Raw genomic sequence first — 16,769 nt, forward strand, 5'->3', positions numbered from 1 at the left:
GCACAGCAGGGAGAAGACCATGGCCGAAGACCCGGTCAACGCGATCGACACCTCCGTTCCGCACTCCGCGCGCATATGGAACTACTGGCTCGGCGGCAAGGACAACTATCCGGTCGACCGCGACGCCGGCGACCAGTACGTCAGCATCTACCCCGGGATCGTGGACATCGCGCGGACCGGCCGGCATTTCCTGGCTCGCGCCGTCCGGTACCTGGCAGGGGAGGCGGGCGTCCGCCAGTTCCTGGACGTCGGCACCGGCCTGCCCACCGTCGACAACACCCACGAGGTGGCGCAGCGCGTCGCGCCCGAGGCGCGCATCGTGTACGTCGACAACGACCCGCTGGTGCTGTCCCACGCGCACGCCCTGCTGACGAGCCGTCCCGAAGGCGAGACCAGCTACATCGAGTCCGACATGCGCGAGCCCGAGCAGATCCTTGCGATCGCCCGGGGCAAGCTCGACTTCGACCGCCCGATCGCCCTGATGCTGATGGGCGTCCTCGGGCACGTCGACTCCTACGACGAGATCCTGCACATCATCCGGACCCTGATGGGCGGCCTGCCCTCCGGCAGCTTTCTCGCCCTCTACGACGACACCGACACCGACGAGGCCCACAACAAGGCGCAGCAGGAGTACGACGACACCGGCGCCGTCCCGTACCGGCTGCGCCGTCCCGAGCAGATCGCCGGGTACTTCGACGGCTTCGAGCTGGTGGAGCCCGGTGTGGTGGCGTGCGAGAAGTGGCGCCCCGAGCCGAGCCCGTTCGGTGAGACGCCGAGCACCTCGACCCTCTGCGGGGTCGCCCGCAAGGCCTGACCGGACGGGGCCGCCGGCCGGAACCGGCCGGCGGCCCCGTCCGCCGCTCAGATCGCCGACAGCTCCACCGGGATGTTGCCGCGGGTGGCGTTGGAGTAGGGGCACACCTGGTGGGTGGTCTCGACGAGCTGCTGCTTGGTCTCCGCGCTGAGGGCGTCGGGCAGCTTCGCCACCAGCTTGACGTCGAGCTGGAAGCCGCCCGAGCCGTTCGGGCCGAGGCCGACCTCCGCGGTCACGGACATGCCGGAGACGTCGATCTTCTGCTTCCGCGCCACCAGCTGCAGCGCGCTGGCGAAGCACGCGGCGTAGCCGGCCGCGAACAGCTGCTCGGGGTTCGTGCCGTCGCCGTCGCCCCCGAGCTCCTTCTGCAGGGCCAGCTGGAGGTCCAGCCGCCCGTCGCCGGTGAAGGCGCGCCCGTCGCGCCCGGTGGCGGTGGCGGTGGTCGTGTACTGGCTCATGAGCCGTCCCTTCACAAGTAGACAGACAGATCTGTCTGCACTCCGGAGACTAGACGGGTCTGTCTGGTAGCGTCAAGGGGTGACCACGAGATCCCCGGCGCCCCGCCGGAGCGCGGCCTGGTCCCGCGTGTTCGACACCGCGACGCGCCTGTTCTACGCCGAGGGCGTGCACGCCGTGGGCGTCGACCGGATCATCGCCGAGGCCGGGGTGGCGAAGGCGACCTTCTACCACCACTTCCCGAGCAAGGACGACCTCGTCCGCGCCTACGTCACCGAGCAGAGCCTGCGGCAGCGCGGCATCGCCGACGTGCCCGCGTCCGCGACGCCCCGCGAGGCGCTCCTCACGGCGTTCGAGCGCATGTGCACGTTCGGCTCCGAGCCCTCCTACCGCGGCTGCCCGTTCATCAACGTCGCCGCCGAGTACCCCGACCCCGCCCACCCGGTCCGCCGGGCGGTCGACGAGCACCGCGAGTGGTGCCGGGGCCTGTTCCGCGACCTGCTGGCCGCCGACGGCCATCCCGACCCCGAGCGCACGGCCCACACCCTCATGCTCCTGAGGGACGGCCTCGCCGTCGGCTTCGACCTCGACGACCCGGCGACGGTCCGCACCGCGGTCCACGAGGCCGTCACCAGAATCCTGGACGCCCCCACTCGTCCCCCCGAACCCGCCCACCCATGACCGCAACCCCACCGGGTTGCGGGTTGTGGTGTGAGGGTGCGCTCCGGGGGTGGTCGGGGTGTCAGCGGTGGAGGGGGGTTTCCTGGGTCATGCGGGAGAGCTTCTCGGGGTTGCGGACGGCGTAGAGGCCGGTGACGCGGCCGTCGTCGACGCGGGTCGCGATGACGGTGTCGATCTCGCCGGCGCGGCCGAGGATCAGCGCGGGGTGGCCGTTGACGTGCGTCGGCCGCAGCGTGACCGCGCCGGAGAGCCGGGCGAGCACGGCGGCCACCTTCTCCGCCCCGACCACGGGCGCGAGCGCGGCCCGGACGACACCGCCGCCGTCGGTCAGCAGGACGACGTCCGGCGCGAGGACGTCCAGCAGGTTCCGCAGGTCGCCGGTCTCGACCGCCTGCCGGAAGGCGTCGAGCGCGGCCCGGGCGTCGGACGGTGCGGCGGTGTCGCGGGGCCTGCGCGCGGCGACGTGCTTGCGGGCGCGGTGGGCGATCTGGCGGACCGCGTCGGGGTTCTTGCCGACGGCCTGGGCGATCTCGTCGTAGTCGAGGCCGAACACCTCGCGCAGCACGAACACCGCCCGCTCGGTCGGGGCGAGGGTCTCCAGCACCAGCAGCATCGCCATCGAGAGGCTCTCGGCGAGTTCGACGTCCTCGGCCACGTCGGGCGTGGTCAGCAGCGGCTCGGGCAGCCAGGGCCCCACATAGGACTCCTTGCGCCGGCGCAGCGTGCGCAGCCGGGTGAGCGCCTGGCGGGTGGTGGCCCGCACCAGGTACGCGCGGGGATCCCGCACCGTCTCCAGGTCGACGCCCGTCCACCGCAGCCAGGTCTCCTGCAGGACGTCCTCGGCGTCGGCGGCCGAGCCGAGCATCTCGTAGGCGACGGTGAACAGCAGGTTGCGGTGGGCGATGAACAGCTCGGTGGCGGCGTCCATGCGGCTGTCGGCCGTGTCCTTCGTTCGTTCGTCCATGGCCCTCTCCATTACGCGTTTCGTGCCGTGCACAGGACGTCGGGCCCGGTCCGCGTGTGACATCGGCGATCGGTGGCGCACGTCACACTCGGGCCCCTGTCACGGAGGCGGGGGCGGCGGCATCTCGTGTCCGGAACCGCGTGGAGAGCCGCGCGGGCCACGAGACGGGAGCTTGATCATGATCGAGAACAGCGGGAGCCGGACGGTCGCGATGGTCACCGGGGCCAACAAGGGGATCGGCCGGGCGGTCGCCGAGGCGCTCGCCGACCGGGGCATGACGGTCCTGCTCGGTGCGCGGGACCGGCGGCGCGGGGAGGAGGCGGCCTCGGCGCTGCGCGCTGCGGGCGGCGACGTCCACGCGGTGCGCTTGGACGTCACCGACCCGGCCACCGTCCAGGACGCCGCGTCGTGGGTCGAGGAGCATTACGGGCGCCTCGACGTGCTGGTCAACAACGCGGGCATCACCGGCTCGGGACAGGTGGCGCCTCAGGACGCCGTCGACCAGATCCCCAGTTCCGTCGACCTGGAGCTGGTCCGGGCGGTGTTCGCGACCAACGTCTTCGGAGTGATCGCGGTGACCAACGCCATGCTGCCGCTGCTGCGCCGGTCATCGGCGGCGCGCGTCGTCAACGTCAGCAGCCACGCCGGGTCGCTGACCCTCACCAGCGACCCGGACGGCCCCTTCACGGCGCTGCTGCCGTCGGCCGCGTACACGCCGTCGAAGGCGGCGCTGAACGCGCTGACCGTGCAGTACGCCAACGAACTGCGCAAGGACGGCGTGCTCGTCAACGCCGTCGCCCCCGGCTTCGTCGACACCGACAGCAACGACCACACCGGGCATCTCACCCCCGCGGAGGGCGCCGCAGTCGTGGTGCGCCTGGCCACGCTCGGCGCGGACGGGCCGACCGCCGGCTTCTTCGGCGAGGACGGCCCGCTGCCCTGGTAGGGCCGCCTCAGGCGGGCAGCATGCCGTGGCGCAACTGGAGGAGGGACTTGCTGAGCAGGCGCGAGACGTGCATCTGCGAGATGCCGAACTGCTCGGCGATCTGCGTCTGGGTCTGGTTGCCGAAGAAGCGCAGCATGACGATGGTGCGCTGCCGTTCGGGCAGCTCGCTGAGCAGGGACCAGAGGGTCTTGCGCTCGACCACGTGCTGCAGGTCCGGGTCTTCGGCGCCGAGGCGGTCGACGATGAGCCCCGCGTCGCTCTCGGAGCCCCCTTCGGCGGGCGCGTCCAGGGACAGCGGGTTGTAGGAGTCCCACGCGATGACGGCCTCGGTGACCTCCTCCAGGCCGAGGCCGAGGAGGCCGGCGAGTTCGCTGGGCGTGGGGGAGCGGCCGTTCTCCTGGGAGAAGACCTGGGTGGCGTGCACCAGGCGGGGGCGCAGTTCCTGGATGCGGCGGGTGACGCGGATGCCCCAGGTCCGGTCCCGGAAGTGCCGGCGCACCTCGCCGAGGATCACGGGGTAGGCGTAGGCGTGGAAGCTGTCCCCGCGCTCGGGGTCGAAGCGGTTGATGGCCATCACCAGGCCGAGGTAGGCGACCTGCCGGATGTCCTCCAGGGGCTCGCCGCGGTGCCCGTAGCGCCGCGCGATCGACTCGACCATGGAGGCGTGCGCCTCGACCAGCGCGGCTCTCAGCCGGTCGCGCCGTTCGGGGCCGGTCCCGGGGTGGTTCATCTCGTCCAGCAGCGCCTCGGCGGGGGGCGGTTCGTCCTCGCGGGGGGCGGCTCGGCCGCCGCCGTCCCTCACCGGTGCCTCGGCATTTGTCACTAGGGCCCCTTCCTGGGCGTCGGGGTGCGGGAGTCGTGCGGCGGCCCGGGGCTCAGCGCCGGAACCGTCCGTGGTGGTGCGGGAGGGGGGTCGGCGGTGCGGCGGTCTCGGGAGCTTCCAAGGGGACGACGCGGCTCACACCCGTCGTGGCGCAGACGCGCGGCACCGTCCCGGACGGGGGGAGCCGCAGGGACAGGGGCGTGGCCAGCTCGGAGGCGTGGATGTGGACGCGCAGGATCGCCTCCATGGTGCTGGGGTCGCAGTAGTCGCAGCCGGTCAGGTCGAGGACGATGGCGGGGACCCCGTCGTCCAGGAGGCGCCGCGAGGAGTCGCACAGGTCGTCGTAGTTCGCGAGTCCGAGGACGGCCGGCAGGCGCAGAACCGCCTGACGCCGGGTGAACCTCACCGAGATGCCGCTGGGGGTCGTGAAGGCTTTGCGCATGCCACCTCACCGAGAGAGTCGGAGTGAAGCGGGCCGCGCTGTTGGACCCAGAAGACACCGGAACGGGACTTCTTCTCACATTTCCCCATGCGAGTCGGCCTCAAACCGGCGGACGGCCCCGGCCACCGGCCCCGGCGGGCCCGGCCGAGGGGCGGGGACCAGCTGCCGGCGGGCCGGACGGCATAGCATTCGGGGGCGGCGGCTCCCGGCTGGGGGTGGTCGCGGCCGCCGCCGCCTGATGACGTTGGAGAACTCGGTGAACGATCGGCTCGTCCCCAGGTCGGACCGTTCCCGGGAGTCCGGGGGCCACATGGTCGAGCTGACCCGTTCGCTGCTGGCCGCGGAGACGGTCGACGGGGTCCTGCGTCGCATCCTGCTGGCCGCCCGCATGCTGATCCCCGACGCCGACATGGCCAGCATCACGCTGCGGGAGCGCACCGGCGAGCTGCGCACGCCGTTCCACAGCGACCCGTCGGCGGTCGAGCTGGACCGGCTCCAGTACCGGCTGGGCGAGGGCCCGTGCGTGGCCGCCGCGGACCCCGCCGGCGTCGCGTTCGCCCGCAGCGGCGACCTGTCGGCCGAGCCCGCCTGGCCGGAGTTCGGCCCGGCCGCCGCCTCGTACGGCTACGCGTCCGTCCTGGCCACCGCGCTGCTGCTGCCGGCCGAGTCGGACGCGGCCGTCGGCGCGCTCAACGTGTACTCGCGGGAGCGCGGGAGGCTGGACGACGTCGCCCGCGACACCGCGCTGCTGCTGGCCACGCACGCCTCCCTCGCCCTGGCCTCCGTCAGGACGGCCGCCGACGGCGCCCGCGACCTGGCCGACGCGGCGAACCAGATGGCGAACCTGCGCCGGGCGCTCGACACCCGGACGGTGATCGGCCAGGCCACCGGCATCCTGATGGCCCGCCGCGGTCTCGACGCCGACAAGGCGTTCGAGCTGCTGTCCCGCACGTCGCAGAACCTCAACGTCAGGCTCGGCAGCCTGGCGGAGGGCATCGTCTCCGCCCCCGAGGCCGCCGACGACCTCTGACCGGGAGCTTCACACGCGCCGGCCCCGAGCGGCGGCCGGTACGACTCCCGGCGGCCCGGCCGGAGCGGGACGGGCCCGCCGCCGTGCCGGTAGCGCCCGGACGATGCCGTCGACGAGCCCGGTCGACCGGCCGTGCGCGTCGACCTCGGCGAGGCGCGCCGTCCAGTCGCGGTCCTCGGCGGACGACGCCGGCTCCAGCGGCAGGACCACCTCGCCCGCGATGGCCAGATCGGTCTCCAGCGGCGCCGAGGTCAGGCAGGACGTCCTAGCGCACCTCGATCGCGGACTGCGAGAAGATCCGCGCCTTTGGCAGGTTCGGCTCCCGGCCCCGGGCGAGTGCGGAGAAGAACTCCAGGTGCATCGCGCCCGACGAACTCTGACCGGCGCCCGGCCGCCCCCTGGCGCGGCGGACTTGTCACCCGTCGGCAGGGGCGAACGGGAGACGGCGGATCAGCCGTGGTGAAACGGTAATGCTCATTGGGACCCCTTCGGTGCACGCGGCTGCTTCGTCGTCTTTCTTTTCCAGGTCAAGGGCATCCGCCCGACTGCGCTGCCGAGGGTCCGCCAGGGGCCTCGTGAGCCCAGCCGGAGCCCCGCTGGTGGCTCTCGCCGAGAGGGCCGGCGGTTCGCGTCGTCGTCCGCGAGCGCCTGGCTGATAGAATGAAGGCGTGGAATTGATCGAGGTAGACAGAGCCTAGCCATCGAACTGCCGGTGGCTTTCATTCGCGCGGGAACTCTCCTCCGCGGTGAACGGTATTTCTCGACGCACGCGTGTACGTCCGCCCGTCCTGGGTGTTGACACCGCCTTGCGAATCCCCGGCACGTTCGCACCGCACCAGCCCTGGCACGGGTGCATGACTGCGAATGCGCGACTTCGGCCTCCCAGATAGGCGCGACGCCGATTCGGCGCCCCTCGCGTGCGGCTGCACGCGAGGCACCTCGCCGCGCATCCTCCCCGGGGCTGCCCTTCCGGCACAGAACTGACCCCGTCCCGCCTGCCGACGGTTGACGGGAGAAAGAGAAGTACGCCATGTCTACCAACTCCGCGATCACCCTCCGCGACCTGACCTTCGAGTGGCCTGACGGGTCCGTCGCGATCGCCGGCGTCAACGCCACGTTCAGCACCGGTCGGACGGGACTGATCGGCCGCAACGGCGTCGGCAAGTCGACCCTGCTCAAGATCATCGCGGCCGAACTGCGCCCGACGGCCGGGCAGATCGACACCACGGGCGAGGTCGGCTACCTGCCGCAGACCCTCACGCTGAGGCGCGGCGCCACCATCGCCGAACTGCTCGGCATCCACGGCGTCCTCGCGGCGATGAGGGCCATCGAGTCCGGCGACGTCGACCAGCGCCACTTCGACGCGATCGGCGACGACTGGGACATCGAGTCCCGCGCCGACGAGGCGCTGCATCAGATCGGCTTCTCCGCGGGCGACCTCGACCGCCGCGTCGCCGAGGTCTCCGGCGGGGAGGCGATGCTGATCGCGATCACCGGGCTGCGCCTCCGGCGCACCCCGATCACGCTGCTCGACGAACCCACCAACAACCTCGACCGCCCGACCCGCGCCGAACTGGCCGAGTTCGTCGACCAGTGGCCCGGGACGCTCGTCGTCGTTAGCCACGACCTCGAACTGCTGGAGCGCATGGACCACACCGCCGAGCTCTTCGCGGGAGGAGTCGACACCTTCGGCGGCCCGTACAGCGCGTGGAAGGAACACCGGGAGAACGAGCAGGCGGCCGCCGTGCAGGCGGCCCGCTCGGCCCAGCAGGCGCTCAAGGTCGAGAAGCGGCAGCGCGTCGAGGCCGAGACGAAGCTCGCGCGCCGCGAGCGCACCGCGAAGAAGACGCAGAGGGACGGCGGGATCCCGAGGATCCTCGCCGGCAACCGGGCCGCCAAGGCGCAGGCGTCGGCGGGATCGCTGCGGTCCACACTCGACGACAAGGTGCAGGCCGCCCAGGCCGCCGTCGACGCCGCTGACGCGCGCGTCCGCGACGAAGAGCACATCCACCTCGTCCTGCCCGATCCAGGTGTTCCCCGCGGGCGACGCATCGCGGAACTGAGAGACGAGAACCTGACCGTGATGATCCAGGGCCCGGAACGGGTGGCGCTCGTCGGCGCGAACGGCGCCGGGAAGTCGACTCTGATCGCGCAGCTCGTCCACGCCTCCGAACCCGTTCCGGGGCGTCCGCACGGCAGCCTGAGCACCGACCTCGTCGGCTACCTTCCGCAGAGCCTCGACGAACTCGACGACGACGCCAGCGCGATGGACAACGTGCGGGCCGTCGCTCCGGGGACACCGGCCGGCGCGATCCGCAACCAGCTCGCCCGGCTGCTGCTACGCGGTGACAGCGTGGACCGCCCGGTCCGCACGCTCTCAGGCGGAGAGCGGTTCCGCGTCTCGCTCGCAAGCCTCCTCTTCGCGGAGCCGCCCGCTCAACTGCTGATCCTGGACGAGCCCACGAACAACCTCGACATCGCAAGCGTCGAACAACTCGCCGAAGCGCTCGACGCGTACCGGGGAGCGCTTCTCATCGTCAGCCACGACGTCGCCTTCCTCGAACGGATCGGCGTCGACACCGTCATCGAACTCGACGGCGACGGGCGGATGCACCAGCGGCGAGACCTCGACCTCTAGCCGCGCTGGATCGCCACGGCCGGCGAGCGGGGAGGCGGATCCACGCGGATCCGCCTCCCCGCCCCCGAAAGGGAGCAGCGCCCGGAGGCGAACCAAAGCGGCGGTGTCGGGATCAGGGCTTGCGGCCGACGCCGCCCGTCATGAAGCGGACGTCGATGGTGCTGGCGTCCAGGACGGGCTCCTCGGGGCGCCACAGCGGGAGCGGGACGAGGCCGGGCGGCAGGATCTCCAAGCCGTCGAAGAAGGCGGCCAGCTCGGCGGGCGTGCGGACGCGGCCGGTGCCGAGCTGCTCCAGGAGCTGCTTCTCCAGCGCGACGGACTCGGGGGCGTCGCCCAGCCGGGTGAAGTTGGTGATGAAGAAGAAGGAGCCGCTGGGCATCGCGTCCCGCAGCACCTGCACGATCCGGCCGGGCTTCTCGTCGTCGGCGAGGTGGTGCAGGATCCCGACGAGCATCACGCAGACGGGCTTGTCGAAGTCGATCAGCGCGCGGACCTCAGGGCGCCCGAGGAGGTCCTCGGGCTGGCGGATGTCGGCGGTCACCACGGTGGTGTTGGCGTTGTCGGCGAGGATCGCACGGCCGTGCGCCAGCACGATCGGATCGATGTCGACGTACACCACGTGGGCCGCCGGGTTGACCTCCTGGGCGACCTCGTGGGTGTTGCGGACGGTCGGCAGGCCCGAGCCCAGGTCGAGGAACTGGGTGATCCCCTCCTCGGCGGCGAGATGGCGCACGACGCGGTGCAGGATCGCCCGATTGTGCAGGGCGATGTCCCGGAGCTCCGGCATGATCGCGAGGCTGCCCTCGGCGACGGCCCGGTCCACCTCGTAGTTGTCCTTGCCGCCGAGCATCACGTCGTAGACGCGTGCGGCGGTCGGGACGCCGGTGGGAATCTGCGGGGACGACTCGGCCATGTGCACCTCGAGGCTCAGGAGATCTTGTACCGCATCGTAGCTTCGCGGAGCCGCGCAGAATGCGAAAAACCCTTATGCCAAGGGGCTTCTCGCGAACGCAGCGCCGGGACCGCCCCCGAACCCGGGCTGAAGCCGGGACGACGAGGCGCCTCCGGAAGGCTCCGGACGCCGATCTCGCCCGCGGCTCAGCCGACCTTCGGGGTGGCGCGGTCGATGATCGGGGCGACGTCCAGGCTTGGGGGGAGGGTGCCGAAGGCGCCGCCCCAGTCGCCGGCCAGGCGGGTGGCGCAGAAGGCGTCGGCTACTGCCGGGTGGCCGTGTCTGACCAGCAGCGATGCCTGTAGGACTAGTGCCAGGTTCTCGGCGACCCGGCGGGCGCGGTACTCGATCGTCGTGGTGTCGGCGAAGGCTTCCTTGGCCTCCTTGACGGCCGCGTCGAGGCGGGCGTCGGCTCCTTGCGCCTGGTCGACTTCGTCGAAGAAGGCCTCCAACGTCTGCGGCTCGCGCAGCACGGCTCGCAGGATGTCGAGCGCCGCTACGTTGCCGGAGCCTTCCCAGATGGAGTTCAGCGGGGACTCGCGGAAGAGGCGGGGCATGCCGGACTCCTCGACGTAGCCGTTGCCGCCCAGGCATTCGAGGGCCTCGGCGGCGTGCGCGGGCCAGCGCTTGCAGATCCAGTACTTGCTGACCGCGAGGCCGAGGCGCTTGAAGGCGGTCTCGGTCTCGCTGCCGCGCACGGAGCGGTCGGTGGCGCCCGCGAGGCGCAGCATCGTGGTCGTGGCGGCCTCGGACTCGATCGCCAGGTCGGCCAGGACGTTGCGCATCAGCGGCTGGTCGATCAGCGGGCGGCCGAACGCCGAGCGGTGCGCGGCGTGGTGCGCGGCGGTGGTGACGCCGAGCCGCATGCCGGACGCGGCGCCGATGACGCAGTCCAGACGGGTCATGTTGACCATCTCGATGATGGTGCGGACGCCGCGGCCCTCGTCGCCGACGCGCCAGGCGACCGCCTCGTCGTACTCCACCTCGGAGGAGGCGTTGGAGCGGTTGCCGAGCTTGTCCTTCAGCCGCATCAGGCGCAGCGGGTTGAGGCCGCCGTCCGGCAGGACGCGGGGGACGAGGAAGCAGGTCAGGCCGCCGGGCGCCTGGGCGAGGGTGAGGAACACGTCGCACATCGGGGCGCTGGTGAACCACTTGTGGCCGACGAGCCGGTACGTCCCGTCGGGCTGGGGCGCGGCCGTGGTGGTGTTCGCGCGGACGTCCGAGCCGCCCTGCTTCTCGGTCATGGACATGCCGGCGAGGAGCGCGGTCTTGGTGAGCGGGGGCCGCAGCCCGAAGTCGTACTCCGGCCTGGCCAGGAGCGGCTCGTACTGCGCGGCCAGCTCCGGGGACTGGCGCAGCGCGGGGACGGCGGCGTAGGTCATCGAGACGGGGCAGCCGTGGCCCGCGTCGACGCGCCAGGTGTAGAACTTCGCGGCGCGGGCGACGTGGGCGCCCTCGCGGGGGTCGGTCCACGCGGAGCCGTGCAGGCCGTGCGTCACCGCGACGGTCATCAGCTCGTGCCACGCCGGGTGGAACTCGACCTCGTCGATCCGGTGCCCGCAGCGGTCGTGGGTGCGCAGGACGGGCGGGTGCTCGTTGGCGAGGCGTCCCCACTCCTGGGCCCGCTCGGTGCCGGCGAGGCGGCCGAGCTCGCGCACCTCGGGCTCGGCCCACCCGGCGCCCTCGCGGTGCAGCCCGTCCAGCAGGGCCGCCTCGTCGGACGCGTCGTGCCCGGCGAGCGGGGGGACCTGGTTGAACACCTCGTGCGTCACGCGCTCTCCCAACGTTCATGCCGTCGGTCGCAGAATACAGAACGCGGTTCGGACAACAAGATGATCATGCCTGCGGGGTGGGAGGACGTCCATCCTCCTCAGGTGGAGGGCGATCTCGTCCGCGCGGCGGATTGTCCCGCGCCGCCGGGGGCATACCGTCGAAATCATGAGTCAGTCCGGTCCGCAGCCCGAGCGGCCCGCCCCGAGCCGGCCGCCGGAGCGGCGGCGGGACGGCGGCCCCGTCCCCGAACCGGTCGACGTGACGGCCGCCCCCGACACCGGGCGGGCGGCCGAGACCGCGCGGCTCTCCGAGACCCCGCGGGCGCCCGAGGCCCGGCGGGCCTCCGACCCGGTGCGGGCGTCCGACGCCGAGCGCGAGGCCGTCGTGGAGCGGCTGCGGGTCGCCTCGGTGGAGGGGCGGCTCACCTTCGAGGAGCTGACCGAGCGCACCGAGGCCGCCTACGCGGCCGTCAGCCGGGGCGAGCTCGAACGCATCACCGCCGACCTGCCCAGCATGGGCGCGCCCGGCGCCAACCCCGCGCCCGTGCAGGTCAAGCGCAGGTTCAGCGCGGTCATGGGGGACTGCAAGGAGCGCATCGTCGGCCGCATCGACGGGCCGCTGGAGGCCGTGTCGGTGATGGGCGACGTCGAGCTCGACCTGCGCGGCGCGCAGGTCCCCACCGGCGAGGTCCACATCTGCGTGACCGCGGTGATGGGCGACGTCAAGATCATCGTTCCGGACGGCGTCAGCATCGTGCTGACCGGGCACAACTTCCTCGGCGACCGGCGGGTGGCGGTCCGCGACCCGCATCCGGGCGCCCGCGTCCCCGTCGTGCGCGTCACCGCGACCGCCGTGATGGGCGACATCAAGATCGTCGACGACGAGCACCACGCCCCGCTCCGGCGCGCCCTCGCCACCTGGTGGAAGGACCGCCGGTAGCGGGTGGGCGGGTCAGCGGGTGTCGTCGTGCGCTTCGGCGTCCTCGACGCCCTCCTCGTCCGGTGGGAGCGTGTCGGGGTGCTCGTACCTCACCCCGGGAGTCCCGGTTCCGCTGGTCTCCTCCCCGTCCGGGACGGTGCGGCCGCGGGCGTCGGACCGCTCGTTCACCGGGGCGAAGCGGCGGTCGTCGGTCTCCTCGGGCTCATGGCCGGTCTCTTCGCGCGTCATGGCCGCCCGCATACCCGGCGACCGGCGCCTCGAACGCCCCGTCAGACCGCGGTCGCCGCGCGGGAGGCCTCCAGCGCTTCGGCGTAGCGGAGGACGACCAGGTCGGCGACCTCCGGCGCCGCGCCGAGGGCGGGGGAGACCGCGGCGGCTCCGGCGGCCAGGGACTCCCGGCTGACCTTGTCGGCGAAGAGGCCCGGAGCGAGGATGTAGGACGCCACCGCCACGCGCGGCGCGCCCGCCGCGAGCAGCGACCGCACCGCCTCGGCCGGCGCCGGGCGGGCCGCCGTCGCGTACGCCGGCACCACGTCCCGCCAGCCGCGCGCGCGCCACCGCCGCGCCAGCCGCGCGATCACGGCGTTGGCGGACGCGTCGCTGGAGCCCGCCGAGGCGAGCACGACCGCCGTGTCCGGGTCGCCGGGCGCCACGCCCGCTTCGGCCAGGCGCCGCTCCAGGGCGTCCAGCAGAAGCGGGTGCGGGCCCAGCGTGCCCGCCGTGCGCAGGACGAGCCGCGGGTGCCGGCCCTGCACCCGGTTCAGCACGCCCGGGATGTCGGTCCTGCTGTGGTAGGCCGCGGTGAGCAGCAGGGGCAGCACGACCGTCTCGTCGACGCCGTCCCCGGCCAGGCCGTCCAGCACCCGGTCGGGGGCGGGCGGCGCGTGGTCCAGGAACGAGGCGTGCACGGGCATGTCCGGGCGGCGCGCCCGGACGGCGCCGAGCAGCGCGGCGACGGTCGCGGCGGCGCGGGGGTCCCTGCTCCCGTGCGCCACCGCGACCATGGGGACGCTCACAGGTGGATGCCGCACTCGGTCTTGCCCATCCCGGCCCACCGGCCGCTGCGCGGGTCCTCGCCGGGCGCGACCGGACGGGTGCACGGAGCGCAGCCGATCGAGGGGTAGCCGTCGTAGTGCAGCGGGTTGACCAGCACCCCGTTGTCCTCGATGTAGTTGTCCATGTCCTCCTGGGTCCACCCCAGGATCGGGTTCACCTTGACCATGCCGCGCTTGCGGTCCCACTCGACGACCCTGCGGTCGCGGCGGCTGGCGGTCTCGTCCCGGCGGATGCCGCTGAACCAGGCCATGTAGCCCTCCAGCGCGCGGCCGAGCGGCTCCACCTTCCGCAGGTGGCAGCACAGGTCGGGGTTGCGGCCGTACAGGCGCGGGCCGAGCGCGGCCTCCTGCTCCTCCACCGTCCGGGACGGGGTGACGTCGATGACGTTCACCGGGTAGACGGCCTCGACGGCGTCGCGCGTCCCGATCGTCTCGGCGAAGTGGTAGCCGGTGTCGACGAACAGCACGTCGATTCCCGGCTTCACCTTCGACACGAGGTGGATCAGGGCCGCGTCCGACATGGACGACGTGAGGCAGATGCGGTCGCCGAACGTGGCGACCGCCCACCGGATGACCTCCAGCGTGGGAGCGCCCTCCAGCGCGGCGGCGGCCGACTCGACGATGTCCTGAAGGTCGAGGGTGGGTCTGTCGGTCTCCAGCAGGGTCACTGGGGGACCTCCTTGCTCGCGGTGCGGGGAGCACCGACACCGAGGAACTTCAGGCTGAAGGAACGCAGGCAGTCGGGGCAGAACCAGGCCCCGGGGTTCTCGTCCCGGGGTTCGAGGCTCTCCTCGCCGCAGTAGGGGCAGTGGAACGGCGCCATCCGCTCGCTCATGCGCGACCCGCCCCCCTCACTTGAGGTCCGCCTCGTCGGCGCGGTGCACCCATTCGGCGAAGGTCTCCGCGCCGGTGCGCTGCTCGTCGAACCTGCGCACGACGCGCTCGACGTAGTCGGTGAGCCCGGCCGAGGTGGTCTTCAGCCCGCGGACCTTCTTGCCGAACGACGCGCCGAGCCGCCCCCCGAGGTGGATCTGGAAGCCCTCGACCTGCTCGCCGTCGTCGTCCACGACGAGCTGGCCCTTCAGCCCGATGTCGGCTACCTGGATGCGGGCGCACGCGTTCGGGCAGCCGTTGACGTTGATCGACAGCGGCTGGTCGAAGTCGGGCAGCCGCTTCTCCAGCTCGTCGATCAGGTCCATGGCGCGCTGCTTGGTGTCGACGATGGCGAGCTTGCAGTACTCGATGCCCGTGCACGCCATCGTCTGGCGGCGGAACGTGGACGGCCGCACCTGCAGGTCGTGCTTCGCCAGCTCGTCGGCGAGCGCCTCGGTGTGCTGCTCCGGGACGTCCAGGATGACCATCTTCTGCTCGTTGGTCGTGCGGACCCGGCCGGAGCCGTAGCGCTCGGCGAGGTCGCCGATGACGCCGAGCAGCTCGCCGTCCACGCGTCCGACCCGGGGCGCGAACCCGACGTAGTAGGCGCCGTCCTTCTGCGGGTGGATCCCGACGTGGTCGCGGCGGGCGAGCGGCGCGGCGGGCTCGGGGCCGTCCGGCAGCGCGTACCCGAGGTACTCCTTCTCCAGCACCTCGCGGAACTTCGCGGCGCCCCAGTCCTTCATCAGGAACTTCAGCCGGGCGCGGCTGCGCAGCCGCCGGTAGCCGTAGTCGCGGAAGATCGAGGTGACCCCGTGCCACACCTCGCGGGCCTGCTCGGGCTTGACGAACACGCCGAGGCTCTGCGCGAACATCGGGTTGGTGGACAGCCCGCCGCCGACGAACACCTGGTAGCCGGTCTCGCCGGCCTCGTTCACCACGCCCGTGAACGCGATGTCGTTGATCTCGTGGACGGTGCAGTGCGACGTGCAGCCCGACATCGCCGTCTTGAACTTGCGCGGCAGGTTGGAGAACTCCGGGGAGCCGATGTAGTGGTCGTGGATCTCGCGCAGCTGCGGCGTCGCGTCCACCACCTCGTCGGCCGCGATCCCGGCCAGCGGACAGCCGATGATCACTCGCGGGACGTCGCCGCACGCCTCCGTGGTGTGCAGCCCCACCGCCTCCAGGGCCTCCCAGATCGCCGGGACGTCCTCGATCCGCACCCAGTGCAGCTGGACGTTCTGGCGGTCGGTGATGTCGGCGGTGCCGCGGGCGTAGCGGGTGGAGACGTCCGCGATCGTGCGCAGCTGCGGGCCGCTCAGCTGGCCGCCGTCGATGCGCACCCGCATCATGAAGTAGCGGTCCTCGAGCTCCTCGTCCTCCAGCGCGCCGGTCCGGCCGCCGTCGATGCCCGGCTTGCGCTGGGTGTACAGGCCCATCCAGCGGAACCGGCCGCGCAGGTCGGCGGGGTCGATGGAGTCGAAACCGCTCTTGGAGTAGATGTCGATGATCCGGCGGCGGACGTTCAGGCCGTCGTCGTTCTTCTTGTTCTCTTCGTTCTTGTTGAGCGGTTCGCGGTAGCCGAGGGCCCACTGGCCCTCGGCCTTCTTGCGTGTGGTCGCGGGTGGCACGGTGCGCGTCCTCATCTGTGGTCGTGAGGGACGCGTAGCGCACCGGCGCTCTGAGGCAGCCGGCTCGACGCTGAGCAGGATGAAGTCAAAGGTGACGCCGATGCGCCACGCGCCCGGCTGTACAGGGGCGTGGTCGGAGCGTCACCTACAGATCGCGCTGCGGACGCGGAGGAAGTCGACGTGCCGGCGCTTGGCCAGCAGCGGGTCCGCGGCGCTCATACCTGAACTCTGACATGCCGTCTCGCGGACTGTCCAGTTACGTCCGGCATGCGGACGCGTGAGATGCGTCATCCCTGCCGCCTCCAGTTCACCGGAGGCTCGGCCTTCCCGCCGTCCGCGGAGCCGGGGCGGCGCCCGGCGGCGGCGGGCGCGCCGGACGCGGGGGCGGCGGACCCGGGCCGGTGCTGGCAGTCGCACCAGGAGCCGCCACGGCACTCCTCGTGGTGGCGCTCGCGGCACGACGGGCAGATCATGTCTCCATTGTCACCCATGAAGGCAAATGCCCGGTTCACCGAGGTCGAGTGCGGATGATCATGGTCCGGGAAACGTTCTGTGCCGTCATAACGGGTATGGGGCAAGGGATGTGCGGGGAACGGGCGGCGGGCCCGCGGGACGACCGGGCGGGGGAGGCGATCGGCACGCCACGCGCGGAGCGGACCAGTGAAGTGGGCGATGCGGCATGTTCCGGGCGCGCAACCCTCTACGGTGGGGCGGTGTGACCACCGTCTCCGACGCAGCGGGCGCCTCCCGGG

Annotated in this window: 19 protein-coding genes; 6 read left to right on the forward strand and 13 right to left on the reverse strand. The window is 72.3% G+C overall.

The window, feature by feature from the left end; genetic code table 11:
- The first annotated feature begins 19 nt into the window (after positions 1-19).
- The gene (locus tag AB0C87_RS14000) at positions 20-814 is read left to right on the forward strand and encodes an SAM-dependent methyltransferase (protein WP_345187649.1); all 795 of its coding nucleotides are present in this window, start codon (positions 20-22) and stop codon (positions 812-814) included.
- A gap of 47 nt (positions 815-861) precedes the next feature.
- On the opposite strand, the gene AB0C87_RS14005 is transcribed toward AB0C87_RS14000, so the two are convergent.
- Positions 862-1,272 (reverse strand): organic hydroperoxide resistance protein, encoded by a 411-nt coding sequence (locus AB0C87_RS14005; protein WP_345187647.1) that lies wholly within the window; start codon positions 1,270-1,272, stop codon positions 862-864.
- A gap of 79 nt (positions 1,273-1,351) precedes the next feature.
- On the opposite strand from AB0C87_RS14005, the gene AB0C87_RS14010 reads away from it, so the two are divergent.
- Positions 1,352-1,951 carry a TetR/AcrR family transcriptional regulator gene (locus tag AB0C87_RS14010; protein WP_360577715.1) on the forward strand — a complete coding sequence of 200 codons (600 nt, stop codon included), beginning with the start codon at positions 1,352-1,354 and terminating at the stop codon, positions 1,949-1,951.
- Positions 1,952-2,012: 61 nt separating this feature from the next.
- On the opposite strand, the gene AB0C87_RS14015 is transcribed toward AB0C87_RS14010, so the two are convergent.
- Positions 2,013-2,915 (reverse strand): RNA polymerase sigma-70 factor, encoded by a 903-nt coding sequence (locus AB0C87_RS14015; protein ID WP_360357274.1) that lies wholly within the window; start codon positions 2,913-2,915, stop codon positions 2,013-2,015.
- A 178-nt stretch (positions 2,916-3,093) separates the two neighbouring features.
- Here AB0C87_RS14015 and AB0C87_RS14020 point away from each other — a divergent pair, with 178 nt between their 5' ends.
- Complete coding sequence (locus tag AB0C87_RS14020) at positions 3,094-3,861, forward strand: SDR family oxidoreductase (RefSeq protein WP_360577717.1); 768 nt, start codon at positions 3,094-3,096, stop codon at positions 3,859-3,861.
- Between the two features lie 7 nt (positions 3,862-3,868).
- On the opposite strand, the gene AB0C87_RS14025 is transcribed toward AB0C87_RS14020, so the two are convergent.
- Both AB0C87_RS14025 and AB0C87_RS14030 read right to left on the reverse strand, forming a co-directional pair.
- Positions 3,869-4,684: a SigB/SigF/SigG family RNA polymerase sigma factor gene (locus tag AB0C87_RS14025; protein WP_360577718.1), complete on the reverse strand. Its 816-nt coding sequence runs from the start codon at positions 4,682-4,684 to the stop codon at positions 3,869-3,871.
- Between the two features lie 52 nt (positions 4,685-4,736).
- Positions 4,737-5,126, reverse strand: a complete 390-nt coding sequence (locus tag AB0C87_RS14030; protein WP_345187634.1) for an STAS domain-containing protein — start codon at positions 5,124-5,126, stop codon at positions 4,737-4,739.
- Between the two features lie 256 nt (positions 5,127-5,382).
- On the opposite strand from AB0C87_RS14030, the gene AB0C87_RS14035 reads away from it, so the two are divergent.
- Positions 5,383-6,156: a GAF and ANTAR domain-containing protein gene (locus AB0C87_RS14035; protein WP_360577721.1), complete on the forward strand. Its 774-nt coding sequence runs from the start codon at positions 5,383-5,385 to the stop codon at positions 6,154-6,156.
- Positions 6,157-6,165: 9 nt separating this feature from the next.
- Here the strand turns inward: AB0C87_RS14035 and AB0C87_RS14040 are convergent, their stop codons facing one another.
- On the reverse strand, positions 6,166-6,585 hold the full coding sequence (locus tag AB0C87_RS14040; RefSeq protein ID WP_360577853.1) for a CocE/NonD family hydrolase C-terminal non-catalytic domain-containing protein: 420 nt from the start codon (positions 6,583-6,585) through the stop codon (positions 6,166-6,168).
- 601 nt (positions 6,586-7,186) lie between these two features.
- Here AB0C87_RS14040 and AB0C87_RS14045 point away from each other — a divergent pair.
- Entirely contained in the window at positions 7,187-8,794 is a 1,608-nt protein-coding gene (locus AB0C87_RS14045) for an ABC-F family ATP-binding cassette domain-containing protein (RefSeq protein WP_360577723.1), read from the forward strand.
- 112 nt (positions 8,795-8,906) lie between these two features.
- Here the strand turns inward: AB0C87_RS14045 and AB0C87_RS14050 are convergent, their stop codons facing one another.
- On the reverse strand, positions 8,907-9,707 hold the full coding sequence (locus AB0C87_RS14050; RefSeq protein WP_345187623.1) for an SAM-dependent methyltransferase: 801 nt from the start codon (positions 9,705-9,707) through the stop codon (positions 8,907-8,909).
- A gap of 185 nt (positions 9,708-9,892) precedes the next feature.
- Positions 9,893-11,518 (reverse strand): acyl-CoA dehydrogenase family protein, encoded by a 1,626-nt coding sequence (locus AB0C87_RS14055; RefSeq protein WP_360577725.1) that lies wholly within the window; start codon positions 11,516-11,518, stop codon positions 9,893-9,895.
- Between the two features lie 166 nt (positions 11,519-11,684).
- Between AB0C87_RS14055 and AB0C87_RS14060 the strand changes: the two genes are divergently transcribed.
- Positions 11,685-12,458: a DUF1707 domain-containing protein gene (locus AB0C87_RS14060; protein ID WP_353835864.1), complete on the forward strand. Its 774-nt coding sequence runs from the start codon at positions 11,685-11,687 to the stop codon at positions 12,456-12,458.
- A 12-nt stretch (positions 12,459-12,470) separates the two neighbouring features.
- Here the strand turns inward: AB0C87_RS14060 and AB0C87_RS14065 are convergent, their stop codons facing one another.
- From AB0C87_RS14065 to AB0C87_RS14090, 6 genes are all read right to left on the reverse strand, one after another.
- On the reverse strand, positions 12,471-12,686 hold the full coding sequence (locus tag AB0C87_RS14065; protein WP_345187617.1) for a hypothetical protein: 216 nt from the start codon (positions 12,684-12,686) through the stop codon (positions 12,471-12,473).
- 41 nt (positions 12,687-12,727) lie between these two features.
- The gene (locus tag AB0C87_RS14070; RefSeq protein ID WP_360577855.1) at positions 12,728-13,462 is read right to left on the reverse strand and encodes a sirohydrochlorin chelatase; all 735 of its coding nucleotides are present in this window, start codon (positions 13,460-13,462) and stop codon (positions 12,728-12,730) included.
- Between the two features lie 8 nt (positions 13,463-13,470).
- The gene (locus AB0C87_RS14075; RefSeq protein ID WP_345184664.1) at positions 13,471-14,181 is read right to left on the reverse strand and encodes a phosphoadenylyl-sulfate reductase; all 711 of its coding nucleotides are present in this window, start codon (positions 14,179-14,181) and stop codon (positions 13,471-13,473) included.
- Positions 14,178-14,348, reverse strand: a complete 171-nt coding sequence (locus tag AB0C87_RS14080) for an Insertion element protein (protein WP_345184662.1) — start codon at positions 14,346-14,348, stop codon at positions 14,178-14,180. Before AB0C87_RS14080 ends, AB0C87_RS14075 begins: the two co-directional genes overlap by 4 nt.
- A 16-nt stretch (positions 14,349-14,364) precedes the next feature.
- The gene (locus tag AB0C87_RS14085; RefSeq protein WP_345184660.1) at positions 14,365-16,017 is read right to left on the reverse strand and encodes a nitrite/sulfite reductase; all 1,653 of its coding nucleotides are present in this window, start codon (positions 16,015-16,017) and stop codon (positions 14,365-14,367) included.
- A 287-nt stretch (positions 16,018-16,304) separates the two neighbouring features.
- Positions 16,305-16,490 (reverse strand): hypothetical protein, encoded by a 186-nt coding sequence (locus AB0C87_RS14090; protein ID WP_360577728.1) that lies wholly within the window; start codon positions 16,488-16,490, stop codon positions 16,305-16,307.
- Positions 16,491-16,769: the final 279 nt, after the last annotated feature.

The sequence above is a fragment of the Actinomadura sp. NPDC048021 genome, from assembly GCF_040653135.1.
Taxonomy (GTDB): domain Bacteria; phylum Actinomycetota; class Actinomycetes; order Streptosporangiales; family Streptosporangiaceae; genus Spirillospora; species Spirillospora verrucosospora.